Annotated in this window: 14 protein-coding genes and 3 tRNA genes; 6 read left to right on the top strand and 11 right to left on the bottom strand. The window is 64.5% G+C overall.

Annotated features, from left to right (window positions below; genetic code table 11):
- The 8 genes from JAB1_RS11910 to JAB1_RS11875 form a co-directional block, all read right to left on the bottom strand.
- Positions 1-678: GTP-binding protein (locus tag JAB1_RS11910; RefSeq protein ID WP_139144529.1), on the bottom strand; the 678-nt coding region annotated here is incomplete at its 3' end.
- Between the two features lie 88 nt (positions 679-766).
- A tRNA-Thr gene (locus tag JAB1_RS11905) sits at positions 767-841 on the bottom strand.
- Between the two features lie 43 nt (positions 842-884).
- Positions 885-958 (bottom strand) — tRNA-Gly (locus JAB1_RS11900).
- 63 nt (positions 959-1,021) lie between these two features.
- A tRNA-Tyr gene (locus tag JAB1_RS11895) sits at positions 1,022-1,106 on the bottom strand.
- 233 nt (positions 1,107-1,339) lie between these two features.
- The gene (locus JAB1_RS11890; protein WP_070280057.1) at positions 1,340-2,986 is read right to left on the bottom strand and encodes a tetratricopeptide repeat-containing response regulator; all 1,647 of its coding nucleotides are present in this window, start codon (positions 2,984-2,986) and stop codon (positions 1,340-1,342) included.
- Between the two features lie 133 nt (positions 2,987-3,119).
- A complete protein-coding gene (locus JAB1_RS11885; protein ID WP_070258612.1) occupies positions 3,120-4,715 on the bottom strand; it encodes a DUF3369 domain-containing protein in 1,596 nt (531 codons plus the stop codon).
- Between the two features lie 63 nt (positions 4,716-4,778).
- The gene (locus JAB1_RS11880) at positions 4,779-5,858 is read right to left on the bottom strand and encodes a J domain-containing protein (protein ID WP_070280056.1); all 1,080 of its coding nucleotides are present in this window, start codon (positions 5,856-5,858) and stop codon (positions 4,779-4,781) included.
- Between the two features lie 149 nt (positions 5,859-6,007).
- Positions 6,008-7,159, bottom strand: coding sequence for an SAM-dependent methyltransferase (locus JAB1_RS11875; RefSeq protein WP_070280074.1), 1,152 nt, complete (start codon positions 7,157-7,159; stop codon positions 6,008-6,010).
- Positions 7,160-7,240: 81 nt separating this feature from the next.
- On the opposite strand from JAB1_RS11875, the gene JAB1_RS11870 reads away from it, so the two are divergent.
- From JAB1_RS11870 to JAB1_RS11850, 5 genes are all read left to right on the top strand, one after another.
- On the top strand, positions 7,241-8,026 hold the full coding sequence (locus JAB1_RS11870; protein ID WP_070258608.1) for an SDR family oxidoreductase: 786 nt from the start codon (positions 7,241-7,243) through the stop codon (positions 8,024-8,026).
- Between the two features lie 53 nt (positions 8,027-8,079).
- Positions 8,080-8,478, top strand: coding sequence for a dihydroneopterin aldolase (locus JAB1_RS11865; protein WP_034783508.1), 399 nt, complete (start codon positions 8,080-8,082; stop codon positions 8,476-8,478).
- Between the two features lie 32 nt (positions 8,479-8,510).
- Positions 8,511-9,446, top strand: a complete 936-nt coding sequence (gene ttcA / locus JAB1_RS11860; RefSeq protein ID WP_070258652.1) for a tRNA 2-thiocytidine(32) synthetase TtcA — start codon at positions 8,511-8,513, stop codon at positions 9,444-9,446.
- Positions 9,447-9,986: 540 nt separating this feature from the next.
- Complete coding sequence (locus JAB1_RS30270; protein WP_254672059.1) at positions 9,987-10,511, top strand: histidine kinase; 525 nt, start codon at positions 9,987-9,989, stop codon at positions 10,509-10,511.
- The gene (locus JAB1_RS11850) at positions 10,502-11,200 is read left to right on the top strand and encodes a LytTR family DNA-binding domain-containing protein (RefSeq protein ID WP_070280055.1); all 699 of its coding nucleotides are present in this window, start codon (positions 10,502-10,504) and stop codon (positions 11,198-11,200) included. Before JAB1_RS30270 ends, JAB1_RS11850 begins: the two co-directional genes overlap by 10 nt.
- On the opposite strand, the gene JAB1_RS11845 is transcribed toward JAB1_RS11850, so the two are convergent.
- The 3 genes from JAB1_RS11845 to JAB1_RS11835 form a co-directional block, all read right to left on the bottom strand.
- Positions 11,187-14,774 (bottom strand): M1 family aminopeptidase, encoded by a 3,588-nt coding sequence (locus JAB1_RS11845; RefSeq protein WP_070280054.1) that lies wholly within the window; start codon positions 14,772-14,774, stop codon positions 11,187-11,189. The two genes, JAB1_RS11850 and JAB1_RS11845, sit on opposite strands and share 14 nt — an antisense overlap.
- A 10-nt stretch (positions 14,775-14,784) precedes the next feature.
- Positions 14,785-15,651, bottom strand: coding sequence for an ABC transporter ATP-binding protein (locus JAB1_RS11840; protein WP_070258604.1), 867 nt, complete (start codon positions 15,649-15,651; stop codon positions 14,785-14,787).
- Positions 15,652-15,780: 129 nt separating this feature from the next.
- On the bottom strand, positions 15,781-17,487 hold the full coding sequence (locus tag JAB1_RS11835; protein WP_070280053.1) for a methyl-accepting chemotaxis protein: 1,707 nt from the start codon (positions 17,485-17,487) through the stop codon (positions 15,781-15,783).
- Between the two features lie 196 nt (positions 17,488-17,683).
- Here JAB1_RS11835 and JAB1_RS11830 point away from each other — a divergent pair, with 196 nt between their 5' ends.
- On the top strand, positions 17,684-19,012 hold the full coding sequence (locus JAB1_RS11830) for an amidohydrolase (RefSeq protein WP_070280052.1): 1,329 nt from the start codon (positions 17,684-17,686) through the stop codon (positions 19,010-19,012).
- Positions 19,013-19,139: the final 127 nt, after the last annotated feature.

The following is a 19,139-nucleotide window of genomic DNA, read 5'->3' as shown; positions in this document are numbered from 1 at the left end:
GCGACCCGAGATCGAGAACACGTCTTCTACTGGCATCAGGAAAGCACCATCAACAGCGCGCTCTGGCGTTGGGATGTATGCATCCAGCGCATCGGCCAGACGCAGCACTGCGTCAACGCCCATTTCGCCTTCTTTGCCTTCCAGCGCCATACGTGCCGAACCTTTGATGATTGGCAGGTCGTCGCCTGGGAATTCGTACTTCGACAACAGCTCGCGCACTTCCATTTCAACCAGTTCCAGCAGCTCTGCGTCGTCGACCAGGTCGCACTTGTTCAGGAACACGATGATGTATGGAACGCCAACTTGACGGGCCAGCAGGATGTGTTCGCGGGTCTGTGGCATTGGGCCGTCAGCTGCGGAGCACACCAGGATCGCGCCGTCCATCTGGGCAGCACCGGTAATCATGTTTTTGATGTAATCGGCGTGGCCTGGGCAGTCAACGTGCGCGTAGTGACGCGTTTCCGTTTCGTACTCGACGTGGGCGGTGTTAATCGTGATACCGCGCGCTTTTTCTTCTGGTGCTGCATCGATCTGGTCGTATGCTTTAGCTTCGCCGCCGAATTTCTTCGACAGAACCGTTGCGATTGCAGCGGTCAGCGTGGTTTTACCGTGGTCGACGTGGCCGATGGTGCCGACGTTGACGTGCGGCTTGGTCCGTTCGAATTTACCTTTTGCCATTTTGAACTCCTAATGATTTGATTAGATTGCTCAGGCACACGCCCGACGGTCTGGTTTGAATTGCTTCTGTGCTGCCTGCTGCGAATTCTGGTGCCCTTGACGTGGATCGAACACGTGGCCTCTCCCTTACCAAGGGAGTGCTCTACCACTGAGCTACAAGGGCTGTAATTTGTTGCATGCGATGCATCAAGCATCTGAACGGAAACTGGAGCGGGTGAAGGGAATCGAACCCTCGTCGTAAGCTTGGAAGGCTTCTGCTCTACCATTGAGCTACACCCGCGAGGTATCGTTCACTTTATCTTCACTTGCTTTTTGCTACTACCCAGTTTTCCTTGCAAAAACTTGGTGGAGGGGGCTGGATTCGAACCAGCGTACTCATAGAGAACAGATTTACAGTCTGTCGCCTTTAACCACTCGGCCACCCCTCCGCGGGAACCGCAGAGTATGAAGCATCCACTCACAACTGTCAACCTTATTTACTGATGCCTGACTGCTGCATTTGCTTATAAAGAAGAAGTTGGCTGCTTCGGGGCGTGATTATAAGCTCCCGATTTGAGAATGTGCAAGGGTTGGCGCGAAAAAGTCGACTTTTTTCGCATTTTTTTTATGCCCCCTGCCCGCAAGCCGCATTTTCCCGTCACTCACCCCGCATTTTTTCCATTTACCGGGCATCAGGCGGATGCATCCAGGAGTTGCCAAGGGGCTTATATTTGCGCAATAACTGCTGATGCAGGCCCGACAGTACGGGCAATTTGGGGTTGCGCGGGTCCAGGCGGCGCACGCCGGCGATAAACGTCAGCGCCTGCTGGCCCATGCGCTCATCCCAGCCTTCGTGTTCCAGGCACTTCAGCACGGCCACGGCCGCATTGAAGACCACTTGCGGATTATCGGGCAGGCGCGTGACGGCTTCGCCCATCAGGTCGACGGCGCCGCGGAAATCACCCTCTCCCGCCCTGGCCGCGCCGGCCGCCACCATGTCGGCCACTTCCTGGCGGCTTTGCCGCGCCAATGCCTTGGCCAGCTCTTCGCGCCCCGCCTGTTCGAACACGGCCATGGCACGCGTCATGGCCGCACTGTCGGGCGCGTTGCGCATGACTTCGCGCATCACCTCGGCGGCGCCATCCTCGCGTCCATGCGCCAGGCAATGGCGCGCCAGTTCCGTTTTCAGCATGTTCGAGCCGCCCACGCTGTGGCGGTTGGCGGCCAGGGCCGCGTCCAGCGATTGCTGCAGGCGTTCCTCGTTGCCCGTATGCGCATGCAGCATGGCGCTGCACAGGGCGCTGCACAGTTCCGCATTCCTTTGCCCGCCCATCGACTTGTCGAGGTCGCGGATCACGGCGCCCGCCTGCAGCGGGTCGCCCTTGCGCACCAGGGTCTGCACCAGGCGCACATGGTCTTCCGGGTCGCGGAATTCCGAATACTTGGCCTTGCTGACCACCAATTTGAGGGATTTTTCCGCCATCTCGATATCGTCAGCCGCCAGGGCCACCTCGCCCAGGCGGCGCAAGCGGCGCACGGCGTGCGGCGACAGGGCCACCGCTTCGCTCAAGGCCGCCTGCGCCAGTTCCGGCTTGCCTTGCGCCAGGTGCGTGCGCGCCAGCCAGTCATAGGCGTCGAGAAAACGCTTGTTGTTTTCCAGCAGCCCTTCCAGCGTGCACTGCGCCGCTTCGTACTCGCCCAGCAGAAATTGCGTCTTGGCCTGCCCCAGGCGCGCCCAGCCGATGGACTTGCTCTCATACAGGGCCGCGTAGATCGGCTCGGCGTCGGCCGCCTCGCCCAGCAGCAGGTGCAGTTCCGCGCGCAAGCGCAGGAAATCGGTGGCGTAGCGGGGATACAGGCTGGCGCCCTCGGCGCAGGCGGCAATCGCCGCGCGCTCATTGCCCACGTCGATCAGTTCATACACGGGCACGAAGGCATTGCGCTTGTCCAGCGCGCGGCCGATGCGCTCGAGCATGTTGTCAGCGGTGAAGGGCTTGAGGATGTAATCGGTAGGCAACAGCTCGACGGCGCTGACCACCTTGGCGAAGCTGCCTTCGCCCGTGACCATGAAGAACATGGTCGATGCGTGCATCAATTTGTGGTGGCGCAGGTCTTCCAGCATCTGCTGGCCATCCTGCCCGCCATCGAGATCGTATTCGCACAGGATCAAGTCATACGATTTGCTGCCCAGCATGCGGATCGCCTGGCCGGAGCTGGCCGCGTCGTCGATCTTCGCCAGGCCGCACAGGTTGAGCATATTGTGCAGGCTGGCGCGCATGCCCGGATGCGGCTCGATGATCAGTGCGCTGAGGCCCTTGAGTTCTTTCATGTCGTGATGTCCGAAAACTCCGCGGCGCGCCACACTGGTGCGTGGCGCCAGCCAGCATGAGGCTGCCGAGTATATGACGGCGCCGCGCGCAAGGGAATGGCGACGCGCCGAAAAATGCCAACGGAGCGGCTACTCAAGCGACGGCGCGCTCCGGATGCCACAGTTGCGGCTCATGGTCGATCAGTTCCAACAGCGCCGTCACCACTTCCGGATCGAACTGGCTGCCGCTGCGCTGCTCGATGTACTCGCGCACCTGCGGATACGGCCACGGTTCCTTGTAAGGCCGCTCGTGCAGCAAGGCATCGAAAACGTCGACCACGGCAACGATGCGCGCGGCCACGGGAATATCGCGCCCCTTCAGGCCATGCGGGTAGCCGGCGCCATCGAAATGTTCGTGGTGGCCGCCGGCTATCTGCGCGCCATAGGTCAGATAGCTGACGCCGTCGACCATGTTGGCGGCCCGCTCGAGGATGGTGCGCCCGACGCTGGCATGCAGCTGCATCTGCGCCCGCTCCTCGTCCGTATGCTTGCCCGGCTTGAGCAGCACGGCGTCCGGCGTGGCCACCTTGCCCACGTCGTGCAGGATGCTGGCCAGGCCGATCATGTCGAGCAACTGCGGCGTCAGCTCGTCCGGGTACACGCCGCGCTGCTGCATGCGCCGGGCGATGGCGTCGGACAACAGCTGCACGCGCCGCACGTGGCCGCCCGTGTCGCTGTCGCGGAACTCGGCCAGGTCGGCCAGCGCCACCACGGTCGCTTCCTGCGCCTTGCGCAGCTGGCCGAACATGTACAGGTTGTCGAAGGCGGCGGCGATGCGCTGGCAAAACACTTCCAGCAAGTCGCGCTGGATCTGCGCCAGCGGCCACGGCGGCGTGACGGAGATGGCCAGCTCGCGGTTGCCTTCCGTATGGATGAACAGCACATTGGCCGGATGCTCGAACTGGCTGCGCTTTTCCGCGAACGCCTTGTCGATGGTGGGCGTCAGGGCATGGTCGGCCGGCATGGCTTCCGCCTCGGCCAGCACGGCATACGTGCCCGTGGCGGCCACCACTTCGGGCCGTCCGGCGCCGCCCTGCATCAGGCACAGCACGCCGTCCGCGCCCACGTCGAGGATGGCGCTGACCTGGTTGAGCACGCCGGAAGCGAATTCGCGCAGGGAATGGATCTGGTACAGATTGGTGGCGCCGGCGAGAATCTTGCCCAGGCCGATGCGGCTGCGCTCGAGCATCATCAGGCTCTCGTAGGCGCGCAGGGCCGAGATGACGGTGGTAAACAGCTTTTGCGTCGTCAGTTCCGTCTTGGCCTTGTAATCGTTGATGTCGTATTCGATGATGACGCGCTGCTCGGGCGCCTGGCCCGGCTGGCCCGTGCGCAGCACGACGCGCACGATGGAATTGTTCAGGTCGGCGCGGATGCGCTTGGCGAGGATCAGGCCGGCATCGTCCGTTTCCATCACCACGTCGAGCAGCACCAGCGCGATATCGGGCGTGTCGCGCAGGATGTCGTACGCTTCGCGGCCGCTGTAGGCGGAAAACAGTTCCAGTTCGCGGCCCTTGAAGCTGACATTGCGCAGCGCCAGCCGCGTGACCGCATGCACATCCACGTCATCGTCGACGATCAGGACACGCCACAGGCGCTGGTCGGGCGCGGCCAGCCCGGCAGGACTGGCCACCGGCTCATCTTCGTCGAGCAGCCAGTTATCATCTGCATCGGCTTTGAGGTCGGTCATGAATACTCCTAAGGGATAAGTTCGATGTGGACGCTGCGTTGACGCCTATCAAGCATAATCAGATTAGATGCTGCTTACAACAGGATTCTGCGTAGCGCCGTCTCCGGCGGCCGGCGCCGGCGCGGGTAGCGCTGCACCGCTGCGCGTGGCGCCGCCGCAATTGTCCTGGCCTGGCCCGACAGCCTGGTAACGCACTTCGTACTTGCCCGCGCTGAGCTGCTCCACCGTCAGCTTGTCATTGGCCAGGATGTACAGGTAGCGCACATTCGAGCGCCGCTCCTGGTCATACAGCTTGACGAAGACGGGCGCCGCGTTGCTGCTGTTATCGATGGTCAAGCTCAGTTCCTCGCCCTTGTTACTGATCGGAAAGCCATCCACATAGCCCGATTGCGCCGGCCATGGCTCGCCATTCGGCGCCACCAGCGCCGCCGACTCGGCCTGGCTGGCGCCATCGCAGGCGGGACGGCTGGCTTTCAGGCTCAGCTGTGAGACGGCCAGCACGCGGATCTCCGGTGCCTTCGCTTGCGCGGGCTCGGCCGCATACGGCTTGCCCACGGCCCAGCTATCGATAGCCACCGCCTCGTTTTTTGCCGGCGACGTGGCGACGCCATCCGCTGAAGACGTGTCCGGGTGCGCCCTGGCGCCATCACGGGCCAGGCCGCTCCAGGCCGACGCCAGCGCGGCCGGCATCGGCTGCGAGGTATCTAGCATGAGCAAGGCGCCCAGCCAGCCCAGCAACAGGCAGACAAGCAGACTCAGCCACCAGCGCCAGTTGCGCCAGATGGGCGGCGCCTTGCCCTTCGGCGGCGGCACATCCTGCGCCCAGGCGTGCTCATGCGATTGGGCATGGCCTTTCGCGCGGCCATCGCGGCTCTTGCCTTCCTCGTGGTGGGTGCTTTCCAGCCACTCGATTTCCCACTCCTCGGCGGCGATCCACTCGTCGTGTTCCTTGCGGCGTTGTGGATCGGACAAGGTGCCATAGGCGCTGTTGAGGATCGCCATGATGCGGGCGGCCTTTTCGTCGCCAGGATTCTTGTCCGGGTGGTATTTCTGGCTGAGGGCTTTGTACGCGGCACGTATGACTTCCTGCGGCGCCAGGCGCGCCACTTTCAGGTTGTCATAGTGTGTATGTATCTTTCCCATCGTTCTATCTTGAAATCGGTGCGCGGCGACGGGTTCTTGCAGGATGGAACCGTGCTGTGTCGGTCATCATATACGATATGACAAGATAATAACCACCGGCGGACAGGAAATTGCAGGGCGGCACTGCCCTGCCTTGATATTGCAGGCGCTTACAAGCGGTGACTGCGGTCACTGGACAACAGGGCTTCCGGCAACTCCACCTGGTGCCCTACCACCAGCACCTTGAACAATTCCCCCATCTCGGCGGGCGACACCAGCTTTTGCACGGCGCTGGCCTGCGGCAAATACGTTTTGACCTGTTCCGGATCGGTACGCAGCAGCAAGTCGCCGATGCCCGCGCCCAGCAGGAAGGACGCCTGGTTCATGTAGGCAAGCACATCGAGACCCGCATCCTGCGCCGCCACCGCCATGGCCGTGAAATCCACGTGGGCCGTGATGTCCTGCAAGCCGGGCAGATAAAACGGTTCCGCGTGGGCGTGGTGGCGGTAATGGCACATCAGGGTGCCCGTGGCGCGCAAGTCCAGGTAATACTCGTGGGCAGGGAAGCCATAATCGAACAGCACGGCCGCGCCGCCCTTGCCATTGGTCAGCATGCGCGCCAGCGAGCGCATGAAGCCGCAGGCCACGCCATGGATCTCGCTGACATAGCCGACGGGCAAGTCCTCGGCGTCCGGCACCTGGGCGGCGATCTGCGCCGCCACGTCGGCGCCGGCCGGACGTTCGACAAACACGAACTGGCCATCGGCAATGCTGACGTCGAGTTCGCACCAGCCGGCGGGCGTCTTGCTGATCAGGTTGACGGGCATGGCGTCGAGCACTTCATTGCCGAACACGGCGCCTTCGAAACTGTCGGGGAAGCCGTCTAGCCACACTACTTGCGGGAAGCCGGCCAGGGCCAGCTCCTGGCGCGCGCGCAATTCGCCGGACAATTCGACGATCGCATACTGTTCGATAGGGATGCCGGCATTCGCCGCTTCCGTCAGGATATCGCAGGCCAGCTTGCCCGTACCGGCGCCGAATTCGAGGATGCGCGGGGCCGTTTGCGCCATAATAGCGGCTGCCACATGGGCCAGGGTGGCGCCGAACAGGGGAGAGATTTCCGGCGCGGTTGTAAAATCGCCATCTTTGCCCAGCTTGGCGGCGCCGCCGCTGTAATAGCCGAGGTCAGGCGCATACAGCGCCAGCTCCATGAAGCGGACAAAGGGAATGGCGCCGTCATTGCGCGCGATTTCGGCGGCAATCTGGTGCTGCAAGGCATGGGACGCGGCCAGCGCGTCGCTATCGGGTACGGGAAGAGACATACCGTATTGTAGCGAATCGGCGGCGCGGGCCGCCAGTACCGGCCATGGCAAGCCCGCTCACTCCATATATACAGTAAAGACATGACACCAGCATCGACACTGCCACACAGCACTCCCCGCGTCGCCCTCGTCACGGGCGCCGCGCGCCGCATCGGCCGCGCCATCGCGCTCGGCCTGGCGCGCGACGGCTGGGATATCGCCGTCCACTACCGCGACTCGCGCGACGAGGCGCTCAGCCTGGTGGCGGAAATCACGGCGCTGGGGCGCCGCGCGCAAGCGTTCCCCTGCGACCTGGCGCAGGAAGACGCCGTGCGCCAGCTGTTGCCACAGGCACAGGCGGCGCTGGGCGCCGTGACTTGCGTGGTCAACAACGCATCGTTGTTTGAATACGACAATGCGGGCGATTTTTCTTTCACCGCCCTCGACGCCCACATGCACGCCAACCTGGCCGCCCCCATCCTGCTGGCGCAAGCGCTGTACCAGGCCACCCCGGCAGGCGGGCAAGCCGTGGTCATCAACTTGCTGGATCAAAAACTGTACAATCTCAATCCTGATTTTTTGTCGTACACCCTGTCCAAGGCGGCGCTGCTGTCGGCGACCACCATGCTGGCCCAGGCGCTGGCGCCGAAAGTGCGCGTGGTGGGCATTGCCCCCGGCATCACCATGGTCTCCGGCGAACAGACGGAAGCGAACTTCGCCAAGGCGCATGAAAACACGCCGCTGGGACGCTCCAGCACGCCCGAGGATGTGGCCGACTGCGTCTGTTACGTGGCCGGCGCGCGCGCGCTGACGGGCACGACCCTGCTGGTCGATGGCGGCCAGCATTTGATCGGCTTGCCGCGCGACGTCATGTTTTTGACCAAATAATCAGCAGCCACACCAAACAACCAGCATTCCAGCATCCCCGAAAAGGTAAAACTATGTCGTCCGCCCTGTCCCACCCTCGCCTGGCCGATTGCCGCCGCCTGTTCCTGCGCAATTACGAAGTCCTCATCAACATCGGCGTCTACGACTTCGAGAAAAAGGGCGAGCAACGCGTCCTCATCAACGTCGACCTGTACATTCCCCTGGCCCTGTCGACGCCGAAGGATGACCAGCTGGAAGAAGTGGTCGACTACGACTTCATGCGCGAAACCATCGCCAGGCGCATGGCGCAAGGCCACGTGCAGCTGCAGGAAAGCCTGGTCGACGACGTGCTCGCGGCCATGCTGGCCCACCCGCGCGTGCGCGCCGCGCGCGTCTCGAGCATGAAACCGGACGTGTATCCCGACTGCGAAGGCGTGGGCGTGGAAGTATTCAAGATCAAGGATGAAGCATGAACAACATGAATGACACTGCCGTACTGGAAACGATGACAGCCGCCGTGGAAGTGCCGGCCAATGTGGAAGCGCAAAAACTGGCGCGCAAGAAGGCGGAAAAGATCGCCCTGGAAAACAACAAGCTGCACAAGCGCTTGTGCCGCCTGGTGGGCCAGGCCATCGGCGATTTCAACATGATCGAAGACGGCGACAAGGTGATGGTGTGCTTGTCCGGCGGCAAGGATAGCTACGCCCTGCTGGACATTCTGATGACCTTGCGCGAACGCGCGCCTATCCATTTTGACATCGTCGCCGTCAACCTGGACCAGAAGCAGCCGAACTTCCCGCCGGAAATCCTGCCCGCCTACCTGACGGAACTGGGCGTGGCCTTCCACATCGAAAACCAGGATACCTACAGCATCGTCAAGCGCCTGATCCCGGAAGGCAAGACCACCTGCTCGCTGTGCTCGCGCCTGCGCCGCGGCATCCTGTACCGCGTGGCCGACGAGCTGGGCGCCAACAAGATCGCCCTGGGCCACCACCGCGACGACATCCTGGAAACCTTCTTCCTGAATATGTTCTTCGGCGGCAAACTGAAAGGCATGCCGGCCAAGCTGCAGTCGGACGACGGCAAGCACATCGTCATCCGCCCGATGGCGTATGTGAAGGAAGAAGACACGCAGCGCTATGCGGAAGTCAAGGGCTTCCCCATCATTCCATGCGACCTGTGCGGTTCGCAGGAAAACCTGCAGCGCAAGCAGATCAAGGGCTTGATGCGCGAATGGGACAAGAAATTCCCCGGCCGCGTGGAAAGCATCTTCTCGGCCCTGTCGAACGTGGCGCCATCGCACTTGATGGATCCGAAACTGTTCGGCTTCAAGGATTTGAAGGCGGACGGCGTGGCCAGCCCCATGGGCGACATCGCCTTCGACGAAGAGCCGTGCTCGACGCCGACCACGTTCGGCACCATCGCGCTGCAACAAGCCTGACCGTGCGCACGCCGCGCGACTACTGGATCGCGCAGTGCGCCGGCTGGGGCGCGCTGGCGGCGCTGGGCGTGTACGCCTCCTGGGGCGGCGGGCCCAATGCCTATGTCCTGTGGTTCTCGGTCGCCAAGGTCTTCTGCGCGCTGACAGGCCTGGGCCTGTCGCACGGCTGGCGCAATCACCTGCGGCGCCATGGCTGGATCAAGGGAGCGCAAGACAGATTGCCGCTGGCGCGCATCGGCGCCGGCCTGCTGCTGCTCAGCGTGCTGCAAACAGGTGCCGTGCTGCTGGCCGAGCTGCTGTTCCGCAACGGCGCCCTGCTGCAGGACCGCGCCGAACTGCCGGCCACCCTGGCGATCCTGACGGTGCTCTGGTTTATCGTGTTCGCGCTGTGGACGCTGCTGTACACCCTGGCGCTGTCGCGCCGCCACGCCCAACGCAAAACTGGCGTTTTCGACAAAGCTGCAGCTGGAAATCCATGTCAAGGATGCCGAACTGCGCGCCTTGCAGGCGCAGGTCAATCCCCACTTTTTCTTCAACAGCATGAACAGCATCCGCGCGCTGATGTTCCAGGACGTGCAGGCAGCCGCGCGTGCCATGAACCAGCTGGCCGCCATGATGCGCCACAATCTGCAGACGGGATTGTCCGACACGGTGCGGCTCGATGCCGAGCTGGCCGCACTGCAAGCCTATCTCGGCATGGAAAAGCTGCGCTTTGAAGAGCGGCTGCAACTGAGCCAGGATATCGCTCCCGGCCTCGACGCCGTGGCGCTGCCGCCGATGCTGCTGCAAACCTTGGTCGAAAACGCCATCAAGCATGGCGTCGAACGCAGCACCGGCCCGTGCGCCGTGCGCATCGAGGCGCGCCGGGCCGATGACAGCGTGCTGCTGCGCGTGGCGAACCAGGGCAAGCTGGCAGCCGACAGCGGCTCGACGCGCGTGGGCCTGGCCAATGCCGGCCAGCGTCTGCACCTGCTGTTTGGCGCGGGAGCCACTTGCCGCCTGGCCGAGCAGGACGGCTGGGTCATCGCCACCGTCACACTACCCTGGGAGCAGACATGCGCGTGATGATCATCGACGATGAGCGGCTGGCGCGCGACGAGTTGCGCCGCCTGCTGCGCGAGCATCCGTGGGTCAGCGTGGTCGGCGAAGCGGCCAACGTACAGGAAGGCTTGCAGCAGATCGCGGCGCTGGCGCCGGACCTGATTTTCCTCGACGTGCAAATGCCCGATGGCAGCGGCTTCGACCTGCTGGGGGCGCTCGCGCAAGCGCCGGCCGTGATCTTCACCACGGCCTACGACCGCTATGCGCTGCGCGCCTTTGACGTCAGCGCCCTCGATTACCTGCTCAAACCCATCGATCCGCCACGGCTGGCGCAAGCGCTCGAGAAGCGCCGGCCCGCTCCCCCGGAAGCCGGGGCGACGGCCGCCGATGGCAAGGTATTCATCAAGGACGGCGAGCGCTGCTGGTTCGTGGCGCTGGACGACATCGCGCTGTTCGAATCGGAAGGCAATTACACGCGCGTGTATTTCGATAGCCACCGTCCGCTGCTGTTGCGCTCACTGGTGCAGCTCGAAGCGCGGCTGGACGCGGCGAAATTCATGCGCGTCAGCCGCAGCCGCATCGTCAACCTCGCCAGCGTGACGGACATCGCGCCCGCGCCCGCGGGCGGCATGACGCTCACCTTGCACGGCGGCCTGCGCGTGGGCATGTCGCGCCGGCGCGCCATCGTCTTCAGACAGCTCAACCGCCTGTAAGCTGCACGCGCCGGCGGTTGTCCAGCCCATTGCGCTCGATCAGCAGCTGCTCCGGATCCAGCACCGCTTCGCCCGGTGGCGCATCGACCGTCACCGTCACCGATGCGGCGCCGCCGGGCAAGCGGTGCTTGCCGCGATACAGCAGGCGCTGTGGCGCGCCATCGGCAAACACCGCCAGGTCGACCGGTTCATCGTAGGCGCGCGGCATATCGCGGCCCTTGCGGTCGGCTTCCAGCTTGGCCAGCTGCACTTGCAAGGTCACGTCCCAGCGGCCATCGGCACGGCGCAGCGCACTGGCGCCGGCCAGGCGGTTGTCGTACAGGACGATACGCTCGAACAGATCGGTGACCAGCTGCTGCTGCGCCGCCGGCGTTTCGGCGCGGATAAAGGACAGCAGGTCGCGGCTGGTCGCATAGGGCGAGCTGCGATAGCGATGCTGCGCCAGGAAGGCTTTCAAGGCGCGGTTCAAGGCCGCCTCGCCGATTTCGGCGCGCAGGCGGTAGAACGCCAGGCTGCCTTTGCGGTATTCGATATACGCCTGGCCCTCGCTGCGGAACAGGGGCAGCTCCCGGCCCTGTTCCCGGCCCCGGCCGGCGAGGTAGGCATCGAGGTCGAAGCGCAGGATGCGCCGCACCTTGTCGGCGCCGAAGCGCTGCTCCACCGCCATCAGCGCCGAATACTCCGCCAGCGATTCCGTCAGCATGCCGCTGCCCTGCACGTTGGCGGCGATGAGCTGGTCGCCCCACCACTGGTGCGCCACTTCATGCGCCGTGACATAGAACACATGGTCGACGCCATCGGGGTCGCGCAGGTCGCTGATAAAACCCAGCGACTCCGAAAACGGGATCAGGCCCGGGAAGCTGCGCGCATACTGCTGGTACAGGGGGAACTCGACGATGCGCAAGTGCCGGTGCGGGTAGGGGCCGAAGTGCGCCGTGTTGTAGGCGAGCGCCTGCTGCGCGCCGGCGACCATGCTGCCGGTATTCCACGCGTGCTTCGCATCGTGGTGGATCTCGATCGCCACATCCTGCCACTGCGCGCGCCGCACCTGCCAGCGGCCGGACTGGAAGGCGAAGAACGGCAGCGCCGGCTGCGCCATGCGGTAGCTGAAATAACGGCGCCCGCCTTGCTGCCAGCTGCCTTCCAGCGTGCCCGGGGCGATCGCCACCTGGTCCGCGCTGGTGGAGATGGTGGTCTGGAAGTCGACCAGGTCGCCATCGATGCCCCACTGCTTCCAATAATTGCTGTAGCGCGCCTGCGGGTCGTCGAGCTTGGGCATGCCATGCGGCGCGCTCAGGCCACGCTGCCGACGCTCGCCGCTGTCCGCGATCTCCTGCGCCGCGTTGTAGCCCAGGTGCGGGAAATACTGCTCGATGGTGAAATAGCTGCCGTTGTGCTGCACGCCCTCGGCCTGGCCGCTGGCCGTAAAGCCCTGCTGGCGCACGGTCACGAGAAACGCGAGATCGAGCGTCGCGCCCGGCGCCAGCACCTGCGCCAGTTCGATGATGCGCACGCCATGGCGCGCATCGTCGACCAGCACGCGGTGCGCGGGCAGTGCCTGCCAGGTGGTCTGCGCCGCCGTATCCATCTGCAGGTACAGCGTGCGCAGCGGCGTCGCGCCACGATTCTTCACGCGATAGCGGCCGCGTATCACCGCGCTGCGCTGCGCCGGATACAGGTCGACATTGGCGGCAATCACCGTGATGCCGGGCTGCGGCAGCGCCAGATACTGGCGATAGCGCCGTTCATGGTCGGCGCGCGCATCGAGCAGCTGTGCGCCGGACTGATAGTGGTTCAGCACGTGCATGTTGTAGGCGATCCAGCTGCCGCTGGCGGCAAAGCCGGCCAGGCTCAGGGCCAGGGCCCAGCCGCTGGCGCCGCGCAGGCGCCGCACGCCTTGCGACCAGCGCACGCGCCAGCGGGCCGCGCGCCCCGACGGGCGAAAAGCCTGCGCCACCAGCAGCAGCGCCACCGTGCCCAGCGTCCAGTACAGCGCGAACCACAGCCAGCCGGCCAGCAGGCCGCCATAGCCGTTCAAATCCGAGTACACCAGTTCCGGCAGCGAGGCAAAGCGGTACAGCGGATGCTCGAAGCCCAGCGCGGCCAGCAGCGGCTTGAACATCACCAGCAGCAGCGAAAGCGCATACGCGACGTATTTCTGGTTGACGATGACCTGCAACGCCAGCATGGCCAGCGCCATCAGCACGAACCAGGCGGCGTTCATCAGCGTGCCTTGCAGATACAGCAGCGGTTCCGGGCGCACGCCGCCCTGGAGCAGCTGCACCGCCAGCGCAGCCAGCACGCCGGCGCCCAGAAACACGGCCACCACGGCGGTCAAGGCACCGCACTTGGCCAGCAGCGGCAGCCAGCCCGGCACGGGCAAGGCGTCCGTCAGGTCGGCGATCTTCGCGTGCCGGTCGCGCCATACCAGTTCGCCGCTGTAGAACATCACGACGATGGCCAGCACAAAGTTCAGGCTGTCGGCCAGTTCGACCAGCATCAGGCGCGTCAGCGGATACGGCACGCTGTCAAAGCGCAAGCCGCCGACACTGACATTGGCGATGAAGTTGGCCAGCGCCAGCAGCAGCATGACGAGGAAAGGCACGCTTTTCAGCACGCCCATCGTGTCAAAGCGCAGCACATGCCAGAATTGCCGCCATGCCGCCGCCATGCCAAACTGCGGCACGACCGGGCGCAGCGCGGGGCCGGCCGCGACGATGGCAACGGGCGCCGCCTGCGCGCGGACGGCACGGCGGAACCAGCCGCGGCCTGCACCGGCGCGCTGCGGCTTGAACAGCCAGATGGTGGCCGCCAGCAGCGCCAGCGACAGCACGCCCCACAGCAGGCGATTGGCCAGCAGCAGGCCGGCCAGCGGCGGCAGCGCCGTATTCATTTCGGCGCTGGTGAAGTAGCGCGTGGCCAGCGCCAGGGCGCGCACGCCAAACGGGTCCAGCAAGGCTGCCGTCATGGCCAGCGCCGGACGTCCGGCCAGCAGGCCGGAGGCCGCCCACAGCACGAAAAACGCCAGCACGCCCACGTACACGAGCAGCATCGAGCGCCCGGCCACGGCCAGCAGCATCAGCAGCGCGGCGACAAACAGCACATTGGGCACGATAAAGACGGCAAAGCTCCACAGATAGGGCAGCGGCGTGACGGGGTTGAGCCGCTCGGGGTCGGCGGCGGAAGTGAGCGAACCGAGCATCATCGCCAGCACCACCAGCACGAATACCAGCAGGCAGGCCGCCAGGCCGGCCAGGAAGCGCCCGCCCAGGTAATCGCGCTTGCGCATCGGTGTGGCGTACAGCAGATCGGCGATGCCGGCGTCGCTGTCGCGCAGCACGGCGCCGGCGATAAACACGGCCACCAGGAACATGGCAAGCATGCTCAGCACGCCAAGCTGGTTGGCGATCACGGCCGGCGCGTTCAGGTGCACATTGCCGATGCCGCCACCGAGGCGGAAGGTCGGGCTGCCGGCCGTCAGAAAGGCACCGGCCATCAGGGGCAACGTCATCAGCCACAGCAAGGGCTGGCGCAATTGGTAGCGCAAGTCGAAGCGAAAGAATTCCTGCCACATGCTGTTCTCCTCAGGCCGCCCGCAGTTGCAGGAAGTAGACGTCTTCCAGGTCCGGTTCGACACGGCGGAAGCCGTCATCGGGCTGGCTGTCCGCATACACGTTGATCTGCGTGCGGCCCGCCACCAGGCGGCTCGACAGCACCGTGCAGTGCTGCTGGTACTGCGCCAGTTCGGCATCGCTGACGCTGCGGCGCCAGACGCGGTCCTGCAGGGTGGCGATCGCCGCCTGCGGCGCGCCGTCGATCAGCACGCGCCCCTTGGCGATCATGGCCATGCGGGGGCACAGATTGGTCACGTCTTCGACGATGTGGGTCGACAGGATCACCACCACCTTGTCGCCGATGCGCGCCAGCAGGTTCAGGAAGCGCTGGCGTTCATCGGGGTCCAGGCCGGCGGTCGGTTCGTCGACGATCACCAGGCGCGGCGCGCCCAGCAGCGCCTGGGCGATGCCGAAGCGCTGGCGCATGCCGCCCGAATAGCTGGCGACGGCGCGCTTGCGCGCCTCCCACAGATTGGTCAGCTGCAGCAGCGCCTCGACCGCCTCGCGACGCTCGCCCCGCTGATGCAGTCCCTTCAAGATGGCAAAGTGATTGAGCAGCTCGACCGCGCTGACCCTGGGATAGACGCCGAAATCCTGCGGCAGGTAGCCGAGCTGGCGCCGTAGCGCCGCCTTGTCGCTGGCGACATCGACGCCGTTGAAATGCATGCTGCCGCTGTCGGGATCCTGCAAGGTGGCGATGGTGCGCATCAGCGAGGACTTGCCGGCGCCATTCGGCCCGAGCAGGCCAAACAGACCGGCGGGAATCTCCAGGCTGACGTTATTGATGGCGTGAACGCCGTTGTCGTAAGTTTTATCGAGCGCTTTGAGCGATAGCATGGCGGGGCTCCAGGAAAGAAGCCCCCAGCCTATCGGCGCACCGCCGCTGCCGCCAGCGGCGCCACACGAACGGCGCAATGTGCCACGCGAACGGTCGAAAAGCGTGACGAACGGTGCGGCGACTGGCTATTAAAACTCTTCCCAGTCATCGCCGGCTGCCGCCTTGGCTGGCGCCAGCGTCCTTGGCGGCACGGCGGCGCTGCGCACGGCAACGCGCGGGCGCGGTGCTGCCGGCGCAGGACGCGCGGCTGCCGGCTGTGGCGCCGGACGGCGCAGCAAACCTGGCTGATCGCGCAACTTGAATACGCTGACCACTTGCGCCAGGCCGTTCGCCTGCTCTTGCAGCGAACCGGCGGCGGCCGCCGCCTCTTCCACCAGGGCCGCATTCTGCTGGGTCACCTGGTCCATCTGGGTAATCGCCTGGTTGACTTGCCCGATGCCGTGCGTCTGTTCCTGGCTGGCGCTGGAAATCTCGCCGATGATGTCGGTCACGCGCTTGACGCTGGACACCACTTCATCCATCGTCGCGCCGGCCTGGTCGACCAGCTTGGCACCCACGCCCACCTTGCTGACGGAGTCGTCGATCAAGCCCTTGATTTCCTTGGCCGCCGCTGCCGAGCGCTGCGCCAGGTTGCGCACTTCGCCGGCCACGACCGCAAAACCGCGTCCCTGCTCGCCGGCCCGCGCCGCTTCCACGGCCGCATTGAGCGCCAGGATATTCGTCTGGAAGGCGATGCCGTCGATCACGCTGATGATGTCGACGATCTTGCGCGACGACTCGTTGATCGACCCCATGGTCGCCACCACTTCGGCCACAACCGAGCCGCCGCGGCTGGCGATGCCGGCCGCGGCGATGGCCAGCTGGTTGGCCTGGCGCGCGTTATCCGCGTTCTGCCTGACGGTGCTGGTCAGCTCTTCCATCGACGAAGCGGTTTCTTCCAGCGAACCGGCCTGCTGTTCCGTGCGCGATGACAGGTCCAGGTTGCCGGCCGCGATTTCCGACGATGCCGTGGCGATGCTGTCCGTGCCGCTGCGCACCTGGCTGACGATGCTGACCAGATTGTTGTTCATATTGCCCAGGGCGGTGAGCAACGCCCCCGTTTCATCCTTCGCCGTCGTGGCGACGGTCTGCGTCAGGTCGCCGGCGGCCACCGTTTCGGCCAGCGCCAGCGCCTGGCGCAGCGGACGCGTGATGCCCGTCGTCAGCAGCCACGAGCACAACACGCCGAATGCCACGGCGAACAGCGTCAGCAGGCTGATGACGGTGGTGTCATGCACGGCGGAAGCGTCGATCTGCTTGGCCGTCGCATCGATGCTTTCGCGCTGCAAGGTCACCAGTTCCTGCAGTAAATCCTGGTACACCTTGGCCGCCGGGGTAAATGCGGTGTCGAGGATTTTCGCCGCGCCTTCCACGTCGCCATCGGCCTTGGCCTTGACGGCGCCGTCGCGCGAGGCGCTGTACACCTTGCGCTGCTCGAGGATCTTGGCAAACAGGGCTTTTTCCTTGTCGCCCGCGACGAGCGGCTCGATCTGCTTGAGCAATTCGGCCGCCTTCTTCACGGACGCGGCCGAGTCTTCCTTGAAATACGGTCCCAGCGCCGGGTCGCTGCTCTTGACGATGGCGGCCGTGCGGCGGATCGAGGCAAAGTTCAAGCCATACCAGTCGGTAATCAGGCGTTCCTTGGTCAGCGGTTCGGCCATCATGGCCCGCGTCGACGTCGCCACCTCATTGAGGCGCCACACGCCCACTGTAGCGATCAGAACGGTCATTGCCAGGATCAGGACAAAGCCGATGCTCAGGCGCTTGCCGATCTTGATATTTGCGATAAAGCCCATGGTGTCTTTTCTCTCAATAAATGCATCGAAGATATATTTAATTCCATATGGAATTTTTTGCATTGCAGATTATACATTGTTGAAATATATGTAGCTGATTTATTGATTTTGAGAAATGTTTCTGTTAAGTTAAAAATCTCCTCCGCAACTACAGGCGCGCCGCGCTTGTCCGCCCGCCTGTTTCTCAAAGAAATCTATGAAACTTTCCGCATTGCCCCTGAAGAAAATCACCTTTGCCGCCGTCCTCGCCTGTGCCGGCAGCGCCCACGGCGCGGCCCTGCCACCCGCCATCGCGGCCCAGCTCGCAGCCAATTACCCGGCCGTGGAAAGCCTGTACCTGGACTTGCACCGCCACCCGGAACTGGCGTTCCAGGAAGTCGAGACGGCAAAAAAACTGGCCGAGAAGGTCAAGGCGCTCGGTTTTGACGTAACCACCGGCGTCGGCGGCACGGGCGTCGTCGCCATCCTGCGCAACGGCCCCGGTCCCGTCGTCATGCTGCGCACGGAAATCGATGCGCTGCCGGTGCTGGAAAAGACCGGCCTGCCGTTTGCCAGCAGCGTGGTGGCGAAAAACGCGGCCGGCGAAAGCGTGCCGGTGATGCATGCCTGCGGCCACGACGTGCACATGTCGGCCTGGTATGGCAGCGCCAAACTGATGGCCGACAACCGCCAGCACTGGAGCGGCACTCTGATGCTGGTGGGCCAGCCGGCCGAAGAACCGCTGCTGGGCGCGGCCGCCATGCTGAAGGACGGCTTGTTCACGCGCTTCCCGAAACCGGACTATGCCCTGTCCTTCCACGATGAAGCGACGCTGCCATCGGGCACGGTGGGCTACCACGCCGGCTACTTCCGCGCCGCCGCCGACACCATCAGCATCACCGTGTATGGCCAGGGCGGCCACGGCGCCGCGCCGCACGACACGCGCGACCCCGTCGTGATGGCCGCGCGCATCGTGCTGGCACTGCAAACGCTGGTCTCGCGCGAAAACAATCCGATGGACCCCGTCGTCATCACAGTGGGCAGCATCCATGGCGGCACGCAGGCCAACATCGTGCCCGACCAGGTCACCATGCAGCTGACGGTGCGCACCTTCAAGGATGCCGTGCGCAAGCGCGTGCTGGCCAGCATCGCGCGTGAAGTCAAGGGCGAAGCGTTTGCCGCCGGCGCGCCGAAAGAGCCGCTGGTGGAGATTCGTCCCGGCACGGACGCCGTCTACAACGACCCGGACCTGACCCTGCGCATGGTGTCTATCTTGCAAAAATCGCTGGGCGCGGCCAACGTGACGGAAATGCCGGCCAAGATGACGTCGGAAGACTTCGCCAACTACGGCCAGGCCGGCGTGAAAGCCGTGCTGCTGCATATCGGCGCGGTGGAGCCAGGCAAGCTGGCGGCGGCCAAGGCCAGCGGCAAACCGCTGGCCGGACCGCACTCGCCGCAATGGGCGCCCGAGTACCAGCCGACCATCAAGGCGGCGATCACGGCGGAAACGTCGATTCTGCTCGATTTGCTGGGCAAGAAGCAGTAATCAGGCAGTGCGCGGGGAAGCTGCTTTTCCCCGCGCCCCTCCCCCTCGTCCGAAATGCTTTCCTTCATCCCCCTGCTGCAGTAAGCTCGTTGTCTGCCGCCACGTTCGTGCCGGCATCCCTTGCAAC

It is taken from the genome of Janthinobacterium sp. MP5059B (assembly GCF_001758645.1).
Lineage (GTDB): Bacteria > Pseudomonadota > Gammaproteobacteria > Burkholderiales > Burkholderiaceae_D > Janthinobacterium > Janthinobacterium lividum.
Note: the sequence above shows the minus strand (reverse complement) of the source record. Positions and strands in the feature narration are given on the sequence as shown.